The 17,082-nt window shown below is 61.7% G+C and carries 13 protein-coding genes; 9 read left to right on the top strand and 4 right to left on the bottom strand.

Annotated elements, in window-relative coordinates; all coding sequences use genetic code 11:
• The first annotated feature begins 88 nt into the window (after positions 1–88).
• Positions 89–1,084, top strand: a complete 996-nt coding sequence (locus tag CLV41_RS22110; protein WP_208987671.1) for a DMT family transporter — start codon at positions 89–91, stop codon at positions 1,082–1,084.
• A 187-nt stretch (positions 1,085–1,271) separates the two neighbouring features.
• Here the strand turns inward: CLV41_RS22110 and CLV41_RS22115 are convergent, their stop codons facing one another.
• The 3 genes from CLV41_RS22115 to ade all read right to left on the bottom strand — a co-directional run bounded on the left by CLV41_RS22115 (position 1,272) and on the right by ade (position 6,157).
• The gene (locus tag CLV41_RS22115) at positions 1,272–2,942 is read right to left on the bottom strand and encodes a long-chain-fatty-acid--CoA ligase (RefSeq protein ID WP_103224657.1); all 1,671 of its coding nucleotides are present in this window, start codon (positions 2,940–2,942) and stop codon (positions 1,272–1,274) included.
• A 303-nt stretch (positions 2,943–3,245) separates the two neighbouring features.
• Complete coding sequence (locus CLV41_RS22120; protein WP_103224658.1) at positions 3,246–4,403, bottom strand: AAA family ATPase; 1,158 nt, start codon at positions 4,401–4,403, stop codon at positions 3,246–3,248.
• A gap of 32 nt (positions 4,404–4,435) precedes the next feature.
• Positions 4,436–6,157: an adenine deaminase gene (ade, locus tag CLV41_RS22125; RefSeq protein ID WP_103224659.1), complete on the bottom strand. Its 1,722-nt coding sequence runs from the start codon at positions 6,155–6,157 to the stop codon at positions 4,436–4,438.
• 365 nt (positions 6,158–6,522) lie between these two features.
• Between ade and CLV41_RS22130 the strand changes: the two genes are divergently transcribed.
• From CLV41_RS22130 to eda, 8 genes are all read left to right on the top strand, one after another.
• Positions 6,523–7,845 (top strand): ROK family transcriptional regulator, encoded by a 1,323-nt coding sequence (locus CLV41_RS22130; protein ID WP_103224660.1) that lies wholly within the window; start codon positions 6,523–6,525, stop codon positions 7,843–7,845.
• Between the two features lie 25 nt (positions 7,846–7,870).
• The gene (locus CLV41_RS22135) at positions 7,871–8,887 is read left to right on the top strand and encodes a sugar ABC transporter substrate-binding protein (protein WP_103224661.1); all 1,017 of its coding nucleotides are present in this window, start codon (positions 7,871–7,873) and stop codon (positions 8,885–8,887) included.
• Between the two features lie 78 nt (positions 8,888–8,965).
• Positions 8,966–10,063: an ABC transporter permease gene (locus CLV41_RS22140; RefSeq protein WP_103224662.1), complete on the top strand. Its 1,098-nt coding sequence runs from the start codon at positions 8,966–8,968 to the stop codon at positions 10,061–10,063.
• Positions 10,039–10,836, top strand: a complete 798-nt coding sequence (locus CLV41_RS22145) for an ATP-binding cassette domain-containing protein (RefSeq protein WP_208987672.1) — start codon at positions 10,039–10,041, stop codon at positions 10,834–10,836. The genes CLV41_RS22140 and CLV41_RS22145 overlap by 25 nt, the downstream gene beginning before the upstream one ends.
• A 240-nt stretch (positions 10,837–11,076) precedes the next feature.
• Positions 11,077–12,024 carry a carbohydrate kinase family protein gene (locus CLV41_RS22150; RefSeq protein ID WP_103224664.1) on the top strand — a complete coding sequence of 316 codons (948 nt, stop codon included), beginning with the start codon at positions 11,077–11,079 and terminating at the stop codon, positions 12,022–12,024.
• Positions 12,025–12,111: 87 nt separating this feature from the next.
• Positions 12,112–13,587: a glucose-6-phosphate dehydrogenase gene (gene zwf, locus CLV41_RS22155; RefSeq protein ID WP_103224665.1), complete on the top strand. Its 1,476-nt coding sequence runs from the start codon at positions 12,112–12,114 to the stop codon at positions 13,585–13,587.
• 138 nt (positions 13,588–13,725) lie between these two features.
• On the top strand, positions 13,726–15,546 hold the full coding sequence (gene edd, locus CLV41_RS22160) for a phosphogluconate dehydratase (protein WP_103224666.1): 1,821 nt from the start codon (positions 13,726–13,728) through the stop codon (positions 15,544–15,546).
• A 28-nt stretch (positions 15,547–15,574) separates the two neighbouring features.
• Positions 15,575–16,213: a bifunctional 4-hydroxy-2-oxoglutarate aldolase/2-dehydro-3-deoxy-phosphogluconate aldolase gene (gene eda, locus CLV41_RS22165; RefSeq protein ID WP_103224667.1), complete on the top strand. Its 639-nt coding sequence runs from the start codon at positions 15,575–15,577 to the stop codon at positions 16,211–16,213.
• A gap of 65 nt (positions 16,214–16,278) precedes the next feature.
• Here eda and CLV41_RS22170 read toward each other — a convergent pair whose 3' ends face one another.
• The gene (locus CLV41_RS22170; RefSeq protein WP_103224668.1) at positions 16,279–16,854 is read right to left on the bottom strand and encodes a PilZ domain-containing protein; all 576 of its coding nucleotides are present in this window, start codon (positions 16,852–16,854) and stop codon (positions 16,279–16,281) included.
• Between the last annotated feature and the right edge of the window lie 228 nt (positions 16,855–17,082).

Consider the following 17,082-nt stretch of genomic DNA (forward strand, 5'->3'; position numbering starts at 1 on the left):
CAAATGCCCGACCTGACACTCACCATTGCCCGGGCGCACGTTGCGCCGGCCCTTCCACGAGGCTTCCGGGCCAGGACCCAACATGGATATGCACCAGAAAGATCCGGAGCCGTCCCAGGCTGCCGGCGTCTCCGCCCCCCCACACGGTAACCGCCTTAACAGGAAGTTTGCCGAATTGACCGGGCATCTGCCGTCCAACACCGTCGGCGCAATCTGGATCCTGCTGGCGGCTTTCCTGTTTTCCATCATGGTCACGCTGATCAAGTTTGTCGGCCAGGACCTCAGCGTCTTTCAGATCCTCGTCGTCCGTCAGGCGATCATGCTGGTCATCGTCGCCCCCAAAATCCTCAGCGGTCTGCCCACATCCCTGGCAACGAAACGTCCGGGCCTCCAGATCACCCGTATCGTTTTCGCGACAGCGGCCATGCTGTTCGGGTTCACGGCCATCATCGAGCTGCCGCTGGCCGACGCGACCGCGATCAGCTTTTCCAAAACCTTCTTCCTGACGATCTTCGCCATCTGGCTGCTCGGCGAAAAGGTAGGAATACACCGCTGGGGCGCGACCATCGTCGGTTTCCTCGGTGTTCTCCTGATGCTGCGTCCCGATGGTGAAGGCCTGATCGATCCCTTTGCCCTGTCCGCCATCGCGGGGGCGGCCTGCGCCGGCATGGTGATGATCGTGGTGCGCATACTGACGCGGACCGACGCGCCGGTCACCATCCTCACCTATCAGGCCTTCGGGGTCGGGTTGATCATGCTGGTTCCCGCCGCGCTCACCTGGCAAGCGCCGACCCTGGTGGAATGGGGACTGCTGCTCCTGGTCGGCATCGTGTCCTGGGCCGCCCAGATGGCCAACATTCAGGCCTTCAAGGCGGGAGAGGCCACGGCCATCGCCTCCCTCGATTACACGCGGCTTCTCTATGCGACCATCTTCGGAGCGCTGGTCTTCAGCCAGTGGCCACGGCTCGAAACCCTGATCGGTGCCGCCGTCATTATCGCGGCGTCAATCTATACCGTGCGCCGGGAAGCCAAACGCGGCCGCGAACTCGCCCGCGCCGCCGACGGGCGCGGGTATAACAACTGATAGAAATCTTTGGTCAGAGCGTAAGGCAATAGATAGGAAGGCCGCCCCGGCCTTGAGCCGGGGCCTCAGCCGCCAGGCTCGGCAGGTTCCGGATCAGGTCCGGGACGGCAGACTCAACAAGCAGTGCAAAAAAGCCCTTAACATTCATTTCAAAGCGACCGGGTTCTGAAGGGTCCGGGCTTCGTGCTCAGGCGGCCCCGGCGTCAATGCCCGCCCGTTTTCTGGTTTCTTCCTCGACCAGTTCCTTTTTCGACAATTTGCCGACCATGGTCTTCGGCAACTCGTCGCGGAACTCGAATTCCCGCGGCATTTCGATGGTCGACAGATGGTCCTTCAGGAAGGTTTTCATGTCGACGGCCGTGGTGGAACAGCCTTCCTTCAGCTTGATAAAGGCCTTGGGCGACTGGCCGCGATATTCGTCCGGAATGGCGATGACGATCACCTCGTCGACGGCCTCATGCAGATAGATCGCTTCTTCGATGACACGCGGATAAACGTTATAGCCGGAGCACAGGATCAGGTCCTTGATCCGGTCGACCAGATAAATGAACCCGTCGCCGTCCTGGTAACCGACATCGCCGGTATGCAGGTAACCGTCTTCGGTAATGCTGTCCGCTGTCGCGTCCTGCCGCTTCCAGTAGCCCTTCATGACCTGCGGACCGTGGAGCAGCAATTCGCCCTTCTCGCCCTTGCCGACTTCGCTCGTCCGGTCCTCGATGCTGACAAAACGCGCCTTTGTCCCTGGAACCAGCCGGCCGATGGAGCCCGCGCGGCAGCTCCTGTCCAGCGGATTGACAGCGGCCACGGGGGACGTTTCCGTCAGGCCGTAGCCTTCCGCGAGAATGCAGCCGGTGAGTTTTTCGAAACTCTCCTTCACCTCCACGGGAAGCGGCGCACCACCCGACAGGCACAGGTTGATGCTGGAAAGATCGTAGTTCGCGGTCAGGGTCGAATTGTTGATCGCGGTGTAAATGGTCGGCACGCCCGGAAACAGCGTCACCTTCTTGCGCTTGATCGCTTCTAACAGCGCCTTCAGCTCGAAGCGCGGCTGCAGCACCATTTCCGCGCCCAGGATGATCGACAGGTTCTGCGCCACCGTCATGGCGAACACGTGGAAGAACGGCAGCACGCAAAGCATCCGCTCCTCTCCGGGCTGCGCCTTTTCGAACACGCAGCGCATCTGCTCGATATTCGCCGAAAGGTTTTTGTGGGTCAGCATCGCTCCCTTGGGAACGCCCGTGGTGCCGCCGGTATATTGCAGTACCGCGATGGCCTCGGCCGGGTCGATTTCCACCGGTGCCGGATGCGCGCCCCTGGTTTGCAGGTCGGCAAAGCGGATATGCGCCTCGTCCTCGGCGATAGCGGCGATTTCCTTGCGCTTGAACAGAGCGAACAGCACCTTCTTGACGGTCGGAAGACAGAAGCTCATCGGACAGACGATGATCTTGTCGAGCCCTCGTTCCTCGCGGACCCGCTCGACCTTGTCATAGATCACCCTCAGATCCATCGTCACCATGATGCGCACATCCGCATCGCGCGCCTGGAAGGCGATTTCACGTTCGACATAAAGCGGATTGAAATTGGCGACCGTGCCGCCGATCTTGAGGATCGCGAAATAGAAGATAGTGTAAAAGGGCGTATTCGGCAGGCACAGTCCGACATGAACGCCCGGCCCCACGCCCATGGCCTGAAGCCCGGCTGCCGTGCTGTCCACCAGCTTACCGAGTTCGGCATAGGTCCAGCCCTTGCCCATGAAGTCGGCGGCAGGCCGCGAGCCGAATTTCGCGACAGTTTCTTCCAGATATTCGTGTACCGGACGGGGCCTGAAGGCCGCGGTCCACTCCTCCGCAGTCGTCATTACGTTCTCCAACGCGTCTTTATCGCGTTACCGCGCGGTTCGGCTGCGATCCTGAAATTCCCGGAGATTCAAAGATCTTCCCGGAAATTCCTTCCTCCATCGCACCCGGGCGCCGGCAAAGCGTCACCTCTTTGGGGTCCTTCTGACATGACGCAAGCTTCCGTTCGCGTCAACTCGCGACGCAGCGACACCCGCTCATTTTTTACGGCGGAACAAACATCACACTTAGATAAGCCGCCTGTAACAGTTGGCAATAGTTCCACCAATTCAAAAACTTATCGATCACACCGCGCTAGCGGGAAATTATCGCTTCGGCCAGTTCCATTTGGGTGCATCGGCGCCGTCCACAACTGTTTCGCCAAGTTCCTTGCGCAGATCGTACCGGACGCAGCCGTGTTCGGATGCCAGTTCGCTCACCAGAGGCTGCGCGTGCGAAACGACGATCACCTGAGTCTTTTGCGCCGCCCGGCCGATAAGACGCGCGAGAGGTTCCAGAAGAGCCGGGTGAAGGCTGGTTTCCGGTTCGTTCAATACGACGAGCGGCGCCGGCCTTGGCGACAAAAGCGCCGCCGTCAGCAGCAGATAGCGCAGCGTGCCGTCCGACAGCTCGCTCGCCCTGAGCGGCCTGAGCAGCCCCTTTTGCCGCATCAGCAGTTCGAAATATCCGTCATTGACGGAAATCTCGATGCCGGCTCCCGGAAAAGCGTCGTCGATCGCATCCGCGAGCGAGCGCTCGTCGCCAATCTCCAGAATGGTCTGAAGCGCTGCCGCCAGATCGCCACCGTCGCCGCTGAGAACCGGCGTCCTGGTGCCGATCTTCGGAAATCTGGCCGGCGCGTCCCGGTCGGTCCTCAGATGATCGTAAAACCGCCATGCGCGCATGCGCTCGCGCATCACCAGCAGCTCAAGCCCGTCTTTGGGATCCGCGGCATGGGTCATCATGCTGTCGAACCGGGCGAGGTTCTGAAAAACCGGTATTCTCTGCCCCTGGCCGTTCAGCACGCGCACGGTCGGACCGTTGCGGCTGGCAATCTCATTCGACCGCGACAAGGCCTCCCCGGCCCACAGGGCCTCGACCTTTATCTCCGGATCCATGGAAAACATCGAGCGGCCCGCATCGGCCGGCAGGCCAAGATCGATGGCGTAGCCGTAGTCTTCGTCGGCGAATCCGAGCTTCAGGCTGACAACGCCCTTGCGGACAGTTCCCTGCACCGGCTGCTCGCCCATTTTCATCGCCCGCGAGAACGCCTCCGGACCAGCCCAAAGCGTTGAGTTCAGCCCCCCTTCCGCGGCCAGCGAGGCAATCGCCTGCCCCTGCGCAACATCTGCCAGCAGGCGGATCGACCTGTAGAGGCTCGATTTGCCGCTGCCATTGGCACCGGTCACCAGCGTGATCCGGTCCAACGGCAGGACAAGATCACGCAAGGAACGATAACCGGAGACCGCGAGGGTCAAGATCATGACGGACGCCCCCCTTTTCTGGTTTCCCCGGGTCAGGATCCCTGCTCGATCAGTTCAAACCTGTTGACGTCGAACATGCCGAAATCGGTAATCTTCAGATGAGGAATGACGGGAAGCGGCAGGAAGGCCACCTGAAGGAAAGGCTCCGCAAGGGTGCAGCCGAGCTCCTTGGCGGCGGCGCGCAGCTTTTCAAGGTCGGACTTCACGGTCTCGAACGGTTCCAGGCTCATCAGACCGGCAAGCTGCAGGGCAAGTTCCGCCTTGACCCCGTCGCTGTCGGCCACCGCGAAACCGCCTTTCATCGCAATCACCCGGTTGACCGCATGCGCCATGGCCTCTTCGTCTGCCCCGACGACGCAGATATTGTGGCTGTCGTGACCGACGGAGGAGGCAATCGCGCCCCGCTTCATGCCGAAGCCGTTGACGAAGCCCAGGCCGATATTTCCGGTGCCCTTGTGGCGCTCGACGACGGCCACCTTGAGCACGTCCTGATCCAGATCGGCCAGCGTCTTGCCGCCGGCAACCGGCAGGGTTCGTTTAAGGTGCTCGGTGATGATCCTGCCCGGAACGACACCGATGACATCCGCTTCGCTGTTGCGGGCCGGAATTTCGAATTTTTCCGCGGTGACCGGACCTACCTTGACGCTGTCGAGGCCGACGGGTGCAACGATAGTGCGTCCGGCGAACACCTCGTCACGGACCAGAACGCCGCCACTGATAACCTCGGCGACACGGCAGTCTTCAAAATCGTTCAGAAGCGCAATGTCCGCCCGCTTGCCTGGAGCGATCACGCCCCGATCCTTCAAGCCGAACGCATTGGCCGCCGACCAGCTCGCCGCCCGGTAGGCGTCCAGCGGTCTTATGCCCTTGGCGATCAGGCGGCGGATCATGCTGTCCAGATGGCCTTCCTCGGCGATGTCCAGCGGATTGCGGTCATCGGTGCACAAGGCCACGAAGGCTGACATGTCCGGCGTCAGGATCGGCGCCAGTGCCTCCAGATCCTTCGAGACCGACCCTTCCCGCATCAGGATGGTCATGCCCTTGGACAGCTTTTCGAGCGCCTCTTCCGCCGAGGTGGCTTCATGGTCGGTGCGGATGCCGGCGGACAGATAGCCGTTGAGCCCCAGCCCCGCAAGCAGGGGCGCATGGCCGTCGATATGGCCGTCCTGAAACGCGGCGAGCTTGGCAAGCACCTTGGGATCGCGCGCCAGAACTCCGGGAAAGTTCATGAATTCCGCAAGACCGATGACACTGGGATGGTTCCGGAACGGCAGAAGATCCTCGATTTCCAGACAGGCGCCGGCGGTCTCGAATGCCGTGGCCGGAACGCAGGAGGACAGATTGACCTTCAGGTCCATCACCGTCTCAACCGAACTGTCGAGGAAATAGCGGATACCCTGCGCACCGAGCACATTCGCGATCTCGTGCGGATCGCAGATTGCCGTGGTGACCCCGTGCGGCAGCACGCAGCGGTCGAATTCAAACGGTGTGACGAGAGACGATTCGACATGAAGATGGGTGTCGATGAAGCCGGGAACCGCTGTCAGTCCTTTGCCATCCACGGTGATTTCGCCGCTATATTGCCCATGCGTGCCGACAATCCGGTCGCCCACGATTGCGATATCGGTGTCAACCGTGCTGCCGTCGATCACACTGAAGAGACGGACGTCCTTGACCACCAGATCGGCGGTGATTTCGCCCGAGCCGGCGGCAATCGCGCGAGCAAGAAACGCTTCATCATGTTTGACCGGCATAAATATTCTCTCCGATTCCTGTTATGTCCCCGACAATACGGAACTTGCGCCTGCTATCAACGCTTTCGGCGCGATTCCCTCCCCCCGGACATCACCGGCGCCTCGCCTGCCAACGATCCGGGCACGAGATGAACATTTCCTTGCGGCCGGCTCGCCCGAAAATCTTACCTAACGGCAGAAATTGAAATCCGGCGGCGGAAAAATAGGATATTTCAGTCAGCGACTTACCGCAGGACAACACGAAACGCTGCAACGCAAACGCAAATTCGAATTGACAGAACCGGGCCGCAGGCAAATAATTTAATCAAAATAAGTTATTATCGACCCGTCGGAAATGACGGGCGCACGCTGGAGGAGCGAGAGCGTTGGAGGAGATCCGCAAAAGCGGCCGCGGTTCGAATTCCGCGCAGTTGCGGCGTTATAACGAGCGCATCGTCCTGCAGATTCTGCGGCGTGCCGGCGAAGCCTCCAAGGCCGAACTCGCCCGGGCGGTGCAGCTCACCAACGCGGCCATCGGCGCCATCATCCAGGACCTGATCGAAGAGGGTCTGATCGTCGAGGCCGGCAAGCGCCATGACGGCAGCAGGGGACAGCCGGCAACCATTCTGCGGCTCGCCGCATCGGGCGCCTTTTCCTTCGGTGTCCGGCTGGACCGGACCAACATGGAAACGGTTTTGATGGATTTCGCCGGCCGGATCATCGACCGGCGCCTCCATGACAGGATCCTGCCCGCCCCCGGGCAGGCGCTGGAAATCCTTGTGGAAGATCTCGACAGTCTGCGCGGACACCTGAGCGAACAGGATCGGGCCCGCATCACCGGGATAGGACTGGCGCAGCCATTCAATCTCGGGGCCTGGCTGCACGAGCTTGGCCTGCCGGAAGCGGACTTCAGGAAGTGGGAAGATTTCGACCTCGCCGGGGCGCTTGAGGAAGCCACAGGCTTACCCGTCTTCAGCGAGAACGATGGCACCGCCGCCGCCGTGGCCGAACTTTTCTACGGCCTTGGACGGCAAAAGGACGACTTCCTCTACCTGTTTCTCGGACCGGCCATCGGCGGAGGCCTGATACTGAAGGGCGATGTGGTCCGGGGCAAGACAGGCAATGCGGCGGATGTGGCGATGATACCCGTCCCCCCCAGCAGCCTGCCGACCGCCCCGCCTTCCAGGCACAATTGGGATCTTCTGCTTTCCCGCGCCTCTCTGGTGTCGCTGGCCCGTCATCTGGATCCTGGCAACTTTCCCGATATGAGCCGTAAGGATCTGCACCACGCCTTTGAACGCAGCAAGGCCAGGTTCGAGGAATGGATGGAAGATTGCGTCGCCGCCCTGGCCCTGGCCCTGCGCTCCGCCTTCTCGCTTCTCGACATGCCGCTGGTGGTCATCGACGGGGATCTCGAGGAGCCCTTCCGCGAAAGGTTCCGCCAGGCCCTGAAAATCGCCGTCGAGGCGACCGCTCCCGAGATGCGCAAGTCACCGGATATCCAGATCGGCAGCTTCGGACATGATGCGGGTGCGATCGGAGCGGCCAGCCTGCCGCAATTTTTCAACTTCTCGCCGCGCGCCGCGATCCTGACGGGCGGGAAAGACACCGGCCCCGCCGGAGCCGGGCGCACGGAGGATCGTGCCGGTTTTCCGGCACGGGCAGCACGGTTGGGATCACATCTGGCCACGCCCGACCGTTCCGACTGAACAATGGCCAGGGAGGAGAAACGAAATGATCCGCAAATTACTCGCGACGGGGTCCATCCTTGCCGTCATGACGGCCGTCCCGGCCGCCGCCGCCGACATTACCGCCTGCCTGATCACCAAGACGGACACCAATCCGTTCTTCGTGAAAATGAAAGAGGGCGCGACCGCCAAGGCGGAGGAGCTGGGCATTGAACTGAAATCCTTTGCAGGCAAGATCGACGGCGATCATGAAACCCAGGTCGCCGCCATCGAAACCTGCATCGCGGACGGTGCCAAGGGTATCCTGCTCACCGCATCCGACACATCCTCGATCGTCCCGGCCGTTCAGCAGGCCCGCGACAACGGCATTCTGGTGATCGCGCTGGACACCCCGCTGAGCCCGATCGACGCGGCGGACGCGACCTTCGCGACCGACAACTTCAAGGCCGGCGAACTGATCGGCAAATGGGCGGCGTCCAGCCTCGGCGACAAGGCCGCCGATGCGAAGATCGCCATGCTCGACCTGGCCATCAGCCAGCCGACCGTCGGTGTGCTGCGCGACCAGGGTTTCCTGCAGGGCTTCGGCATCGAGCTTGGCGATCCGAACAAATGGGGTGACGAAACCGATCCGCGCATCGTCGGCAACGACGTGACCCAGGGCAATGAGGAAGGTGGCCGCCGTGCCATGGAGAACCTTCTTGCCAAGGATCAGTCGATCAATGTCGTCTACACCATCAACGAGCCCGCCGCCGCGGGAGCCTACGAGGCGCTCAAGTCGATCGGACGCGAAAACGACGTTCTGATCGTTTCGGTCGATGGCGGTTGCCCCGGCGTGCAGAACGTCAAGGACGGCGTTATCGGCGCAACCTCGCAGCAATACCCCCTGCTGATGGCCTCGCTGGGCATTGAAGCCATCAAGACCTGGGCCGACAGTGGCGCGAAGCCTGAACCTACTCCCGGCAAGGACTTCTTCGACACCGGTGTCGCCCTGGTTACCGACAAGCCGGTCGACGGCGTGGAGTCCATCGACACCGCGAAGGGCACGGACCTGTGCTGGGGCTAAGCCCGGCTTGAGACGATACCGGGAGGGGGCATGGGCAACCCTGCCCCTTTCCGACCGGTTTTTGGGAGGGTTACGGGCATGAACTCAGACACGAAAACAACGGGCGGGCCAACACCCGGGGGACCGGCGGATTTCGAAACCGCGGCGGCTTCCGGTCCCAGGGCCGTCGCGGCGTTCGACGATCACCATCATGGATTTGGGTACAGGATCCAGCACTCGCTGCACCAGACCCCGTCACTGGTGCCACTTGTGGTTCTGGTTCTTTCCATTGCCGTGTTCGGTCTCCTGCTCGGGTCGAAATTCTTTTCGCCTTTCGCGCTCACCCTGATCCTGCAGCAGGTGCAGATTGTCGGTATCGTCGCCGCCGCGCAGAGCGTGGTCATCCTGACCGCCGGGATCGACCTGTCCGTCGGCGCGATCATGGTGCTGTCCTCGGTCGTCATGGGTCAGTTCACTTTCCGCTATGGCCTGCCGGTCGAGATCTCCATCGTCTGCGGCCTTCTCTGCGGCACTCTGTGCGGATACATCAACGGGTTCCTGGTCGCGGTCGTGAAGCTGCCGCCCTTCATCGTCACGCTCGGCATGTGGCAGATCGTTCTGGCGGCGAATTTCCTCTATTCGGCCAATGAGACCATCCGCTCGCAGGACATCTCCAGTACCGCTCCCCTGCTGCAGTTTTTCGGCAACAAGGTGAATGTCGGCGGAGCGGTCTTCACCTATGGCGTCATCTTCATGGTGCTTCTGGTGCTGGTGCTTGCCTACGCGCTGCGCCAGACCGCATGGGGCCGGCATGTCTATGCGGTGGGCGACGACCCGGAAGCCGCAAAGCTGTCGGGCGTGCAGGTCAAAAAGACCCTGATTTCCGTCTACATGCTTTCCGGGCTCATCTGCGCCTTCGCCGGCTGGGCAATGATCGGACGTATCGGCTCGGTCTCGCCGACCAGCGGCCAGCTCGCCAATATTGAGTCCATCACCGCCGTGGTGATCGGCGGAATATCGCTCTTCGGCGGCAGAGGATCCGTTCTGGGCACCCTGTTCGGCGCCCTGATCGTCGGTGTGTTCACGCTCGGTCTGCGCCTGCTCGGCGCCGACGCGCAATGGACCTACCTGCTTATCGGCTTGCTGATCATCGCGGCGGTCGCGGTCGACCAATGGATCAGAAAGGTATCGGTGTGATGGAACCTGTTCTGCAAGCGCGCAATCTGGTCAAGCGCTACGGCCGCGTCGTGGCCATGGACCATACCGATTTCGAACTCTATCCGGGCGAAATCCTCGGCGTGATCGGCGACAACGGCGCGGGGAAATCGACGCTCATCAAGGCTCTCAGCGGCGCTGTGCAACCCGACAGCGGCGAAATCCTGCTGGATGGCAAGCCGGTGCACTTCACCTCGCCCATCGACGCGCGCGAAGCGGGGATCGAGACCGTCTACCAGACCCTCGCCATGTCACCGGCCCTGTCGATCACGGACAACATGTTCATGGGCCGCGAAATTCGCAAACCCGGTTTCCGCGGCAAGTGGCTGCGGCAGCTCGACCGCAGGAAGATGGAGGAAATCGCCCGTGACAAGCTCAACGAGCTCGGGCTTTTGACCATCCAGAACATCAACCAGGCGGTGGAGACCCTTTCCGGCGGCCAGCGCCAGGGGGTCGCCGTGGCCCGCGCCGCCACATTCGGTTCCAAGGTTGTGATCATGGATGAACCGACGGCCGCACTCGGCGTGAAGGAAAGCCGACGTGTGCTGGAGTTGATCAAGGACGTGAGAGCCCGTGGCCTGCCGATCGTGCTGATCAGCCACAACATGCCGCATGTGTTCGAAGTCGCCGACCGCATTCACATTCATCGGCTCGGCCAGCGCGCCTGCGTCATCAGGCCCGCGGATTTTTCCATGTCCGACGCCGTGGCCATCATGACAGGTGCGATGGACCCGCCGGAGAGCCGCGCGGCATGACCGGTTGCCTATTTATCCCGCAGCCCGAACCATTGCCTTTTGAAAACGCTGGCAATAAACACCTGACGAGCCTGCTTTCATCCAAAAACGTCAGAAAGCAGCCGAGTTGATCGGTCTCAAGATTCTGGAGCGTCATGTCTGCGTTCGCCCGGACGCAAGATGCGCCGAACGCGGACAATGCTCTGAGAATCCCCTCCGGCCGGTACCTTTCGAACAACCGACGAACTGTATGGATAATTGATGTTTCTGATTTGCGGCGAAGCCCTGTTCGATCTCTTTGGCGGATCCACGACCGGCGACGGTCTTACCTTCGATGCCAGGATCGGCGGTTCGCCGTTCAATGTCGCCACGGGCCTCGCCCGGCTGGGCGAAGAGGCCGCCTTTTTCGGCGGCATCTCGAAAGATGCGTTCGGCGAAAGACTGATCCAGAAACTTCGCGACGAAGGTGTCTCGGACCGGCATATTCTCAGGACCGCTTACCTGACCACCCTGAGTGTGGTCCAGAAAGACGATCACGGCCATCCCGCCTATACGTTCTATGGCGCCGACGCGGCGGACCGGATGGTAACGGCCGACGATCTGCCCACCTTTGCCGAACCGCCAATGTTTCTGCATATCGGCTCTTATACCGCCCTAGTGGAACCGGTCGCCACGGCGTTCAAGGCGTTGATCGGGCGCGAAAAGGGCAACACGCTGGTCTCGTTCGATCCCAACATACGCCCTACCGTAGTGCCAGACATGGCGCGCTGGCGCGCAAATACCGAAGCTCTGGTGCCCCTCACCGACATCGTCAAGGTCAGCGATGAGGATCTGGCCCAGATCGCGCCGGGCGAAGATCCCGGTGAGATTGCCCGCAACTGGCTGTCGCTTGGCGCCGGGCTTGTCATCGTCACCAGGGGACCGGATGGCGCAACGGCCTTTACGCACAATACCGAGATCAGTTGCCCGGGTGTTACAGTGAAGGTCGAAGACACAGTCGGCGCAGGCGACACGTTCCAGGCCGCGCTTCTGGCCGGCCTGAAGGAACTCGGTGCGACCGACAGGAACATGCTCACGGCCCTTGACGAAGCGAAGCTGTCGCGGCTTGTCGGGTTCGCGGTGAAGGCCGCCGCCGTCACCTGTTCGCGGCGCGGGGCCGACCTTCCCACGCGGGGCGAACTGGAAAAAGAATGGGCTACCTTGAAATGAGGGGCTGACAAGGAAATTAAACCGATTTAAAACCCGGATCGAATCCGATCACGGCATCTGGGTCTGCTGCTTAGAAGGGGTGTGATTATGGCGGTACGCGTCATCGAAGTTGAAGAGTTCGATCTGGTCGTATTCGGAGCATCCGGGGACCTTGCCCACCGCAAGCTGCTGCCGGCCCTTTATCACAGGGATGCCGACGGTCAGCTCCCGGCAAATGCCCGCATCATCTGCAGCGCTCGACGCGACTACACGGACGATGATTACCGGAACTACGCCAAGGCGGCGCTCAAGGAACACGTCAAGGATCTGGACGACGAGCATCTGTCGCTGTTTCTGGACCGTCTCCGCTATGTCAAAATCGACGTTGCGTCCGGTGAGGGCTTTGACGACCTCAAGACGATCCTGGACGAACGGACGGACGTCGTGCGGGCGTTCTACCTGGCCGTTGGCCCCGATCTTTTCGGCACGATCTGCGAAAACCTGGGCAAGGCCGGCGCGGTCAACGACCATTCCCGCGTCGTGATCGAAAAGCCGATCGGCAAGGACGGAGCCTCGGCGAAGGCGTTGAACGAAACGGTTGGTTCCGTCTTCAAGGAAGAACAGATCTTCCGTATCGACCATTATCTGGGCAAGGAAACCGTCCAGAACCTCATGGCCCTGCGTTTCGCCAACGCGCTTTTCGAACCGCTCTGGAACGCCGCCCATATCGATCACGTCCAGATCACCGTCGCTGAATCGCTCGGCGTCGGCGGACGGGCCGGTTACTACGACACCGCGGGCGCCCTGCGCGACATGATCCAGAACCACCTGCTGCAGCTTCTCTGCCTCGTTGCCATGGAGCCGCCGGAATCCATGAACGCGGACAGCGTCCGCGACGAGAAGCTGAAGGTGCTCAAGGCGCTTGCCCCGATCGACGAACACAACGTGGACAAGATGACCGTCCGCGGCCAGTACCGGGCCGGGGCTTCCGCGGGCGGCGCCGTTCCGGGCTATCTGGACGAACTCGGCAATGACGAAAGCCGGACGGAGACATTCGTTGCCCTGAAGGCGGAGATCGCCAACTGGCGTTGGGCCGGCGTGCCGTTCTACCTGCGCACGGGCAAACGCCTGGCGCAGAGGGTTTCGGAGATCGTCGTTCAGTTTCAGCCCATCCCGCATTCCATCTTCGACGCGGAGGCCGGTGCGATCACCGCGAACCGCCTGATCATCCGCCTGCAGCCGGACGAAGGCGTGCAGATGCAGATCATGATCAAGGACCCCGGCCCCGGCGGCATGCGCCTGCGCCAGGTTCCGCTCGACATGAGCTTCGCCGACGCCTTCAAGGTGCGCAATCCGGATGCTTACGAGCGCCTGATCATGGACGTCATCCGCGGCAACCAGACGCTCTTCATGCGTCGCGACGAAGTGGACGCGGCCTGGGCGTGGATCGACCCGATCCAGAGCGCCTGGGCTTCCTCGAAGAACCTGCCGAAGGGCTATACGTCCGGCACCTGGGGTCCCTCGGCCTCAATCGCGCTGGTGGAGCGGGACGGCCGCACCTGGACGGAAGACGACGGGAAATAAGAGAAAGCTGTGGGGACCGCGCTGCCCTGAGCCCCTTGTCTCTTAAATCGATCAGCGAGCTGCAAAAGGGCACGCGCGCCCTATTTGTCCGTGCAAGCGCAGCCAGACCGGTTTCCGGTTAGCAAAGGATTTGAAGCCATGACCATCCAGGACCGCATCGGCGACGTCACCGAACGGATCGTCAAACGCAGCCACGACAGCCGTTCCACCTATCTGGAGCGGATCGGCAAGGCGGCTGAGCAGGGCCCGCAGCGGTCCCGCCTCTCCTGCGGCAACCTCGCGCACGGGTTTGCCGCCTGCGGGCTTTCCGACAAACAGGCGCTTGCCGGCGATGTCGTTCCCAACCTCGGCATCATCACCGCCTACAACGACATGCTGTCGGCGCACCAGCCTTACGAAACCTATCCGGCGCTGATCCGGCAGGCGGCGCATGAGGTCGGCGCCGTGGCGCAGGTCGCCGGCGGCGTTCCGGCCATGTGCGACGGCGTCACCCAGGGCCAGGACGGCATGGAACTGTCGCTGTTCTCCCGGGACGTGATCGCCATGGCGGCGGCCGTCGGCCTGTCGCACCAGATGTTCGACGCGGCTGTGTTCCTGGGCATCTGCGACAAGATCGTGCCGGGCCTTGCGATTGCCGCCCTGTCCTTCGGTCACTTGCCGACGGTGTTCATTCCAGCCGGTCCGATGACAACCGGCATTTCGAACGACGACAAGTCCAAGGTCCGCCAGCTTTATGCGGAAGGCAAGGTCGGCCGCGACGCGCTTCTGGAAAGCGAGTCGAAAGCCTACCATTCCCCGGGCACCTGTACCTTCTACGGCACGGCGAATTCCAACCAGATGCTGATGGAGATCATGGGCCTGCACATGCCGGGCGCCTCCTTCGTCAATCCGGGCACCCCCTTGCGCGATGCCCTGACCAAGGAGGCCGCCAAGCGCGCCCTCGCCATCTCGGCGCTCGGCAACGAATACACCCCGGCGGGCGAAATCATCGATGAAAAGGCGATCGTCAACGGCGTCGTCGGCCTTCATGCCACGGGCGGTTCCACCAACCACACCATGCATCTGGTCGCCATAGCCGCGGCGGCCGGTATCCGCCTCACCTGGGACGACATCTCGGACCTCTCCGACGTGGTGCCGCTGCTGGCCCGCGTTTATCCGAACGGCAAGGCGGACGTGAACCATTTCCAGGCAGCCGGCGGGCTTGCCTTCCTGATCCGCGAACTCCTCGGCGAAGGCTATCTGCATCAGGACGTGAAGACCGTCCACGGCACGGATCTCTCCGGGTACACCGTGGAAGCCAAACTCGATGCGAACGGCAATGTGACACGCGAAGAAGTCCCGGCGATGTCCGGCGATGAAGCGGTGCTGGCCCCTTTCTCCAAGGCTTTTCAGCCGACCGGCGGCCTGAAGATGCTGACCGGCAACATGGGCAAGGCCGTTATCAAGATCTCGGCCGTCGCCAGGGAACGCCATATCATCGAAGCGCCCGCGCGCGTCTTTCACGACCAGAACGACTTCCTGACCGCCTTCAACAACAAGGAACTCACCGGCGACGTTGCCGCCGTGGTTCGTTTCCAGGGCCCCAAGGCCTGCGGCATGCCGGAACTGCACAAGCTCACCCCCTGCCTTGGCATCCTGCAGGACCGTGGCTACAGGGTTGCGCTGATCACCGACGGCCGCATGTCCGGCGCGTCCGGCAAGGTCCCGGCCGCCATCCATGTGACGCCGGAAGCCGCTGACGGCGGCCCTATCGCGAAGATCCGTGACGGCGACATGATACGGGTGGATGCGGTCAGCGGCCAGTTGACGGTTCTGGTCGATGAAGCTGAATTCAACGCCCGCGCGCCTGCCAAGGCCGACCTGAGCCACCATCATTTCGGTGTCGGCCGCGATCTTTTCGCCGCCTTCCGCAACAATGTCGGCACGGCCGACACAGGCGCGCACGTCTTCGGCAACTGAGCGAAACCAAAAGAACCAGGAGGCAGAGTTGGCCCAGGACAAAGCGAAAATCGAAGAAGTGATGTGCGCGGCACCGGTCATTCCGGTTCTGATCGTCGAAGATCCGAAAAAAGCCGTTCCCATGGCCCGGGCCCTGGTGCGCGGCGGTCTGCCTGCCATCGAAATCACCCTGCGCACCCCCCATGCCCTGGAAGCGATCGACGCGGTCAACGAACATGTGGAAGGCGCCATTGTCGGCGCGGGCACCGTGCTGGACGCAAGACAATACGATGCGGCTGTATCCGCCGGGGCGCGTTTCGTCGTTTCCCCCGGCGCGACGGAAGCGCTGCTCGATGCCGCGGACCAGCACAGCGTTCCGCTGCTGCCCGGCGCGGCAACGGCATCCGAAGTCATGTTCCTGCTGGAGCGCGGTTATGAGCGGCTGAAGTTCTTCCCCGCGGAACAGGCAGGCGGCGCTTCCTACCTTAAATCGCTGTCCTCACCTCTCGCTGCGGCGAAATTCTGTCCGACCGGCGGCGTCAGCCTGGACAAGGCTCCGGACTATCTGAAGCTGCCCAACGTGCTGTGTGTCGGCGGATCCTGGATCGCCGATGCCAAGGCCATTGCCTCTGAAGACTGGACAGGCATAGAGGAGCGTGCGCGCGCAGCGGCGGGCCTCAAGGGCTGAGCGGAGCCCCCGGCGTGTGGAAGACGAATGCAGGTTGAGCCGGCCGGCAGGCAGAACGCCTTTGTTCAGGCGTCCTGAGTTTCCTCGTCGTTGCTGAATTCCTCAAGTGTCCGGTTCCACAAAAGGCGCAGGCCGGCGGCATTCGCCGTCCGCCAGGCGAATTCGGCAATCACCGGCCTCTCGATTTTCCCCATGCTCAGGACCACTTCCTCGGGAAGCGCGGCAAGTCCCTTGGCGGAAATCCGGCAGCCGTTTTTGCCGGCATCGACGATAATACCGCTGATCTCGGTGATCCCTTCAAGATCGGCGACCTTGACCGGAATATTGACGTTGTTGCGCTTTTCGCGGCGCTTGTCGGTGACGATCTTGTCAGTCTTGAGGAAAAGAACGGCCGCGTCGTTGCCTCTTACTGAAGTCACTTGTGCCTTCATCAGCCTGCCCGTATCCCCGACCCGGATGCCGACATTCTTGTAGAGTTCACTGATGTCCACCGACGTCAGGCGGCATCCCCATTCGCTGACATTGGAAACCACGACATTGATGACGGCCAGATTGTCGAAATCCACCACGAGGGCTTCTTCTTCCGCATCCGGCTGGTCTTGAAGATGGGCAAGGCTGTGTTTGTTGTTGTCCGCGCTCATGCAACAACTTTACTGTGACATCGCTTGAAATTTACTTAATGAACCCGTCTTTTTCTGTGTTTTCTCGCTTGTAGAAATACATATCCGTAATTTTAGCAGGTCAACGTGCCGGTCCGAGCGACTTTCCTCAAATCTAATCTACTGTAACATTGCCAGGGATGGCTGCCATGGAACTCGACCGTGAAACGCGCCGCCTGTTCCGGCGTCCCTTCCGGTCCGCTCCTCCGG

The organism is Roseibium marinum (genome assembly GCF_002906165.1).
Taxonomy (GTDB): domain Bacteria; phylum Pseudomonadota; class Alphaproteobacteria; order Rhizobiales; family Stappiaceae; genus Roseibium; species Roseibium marinum.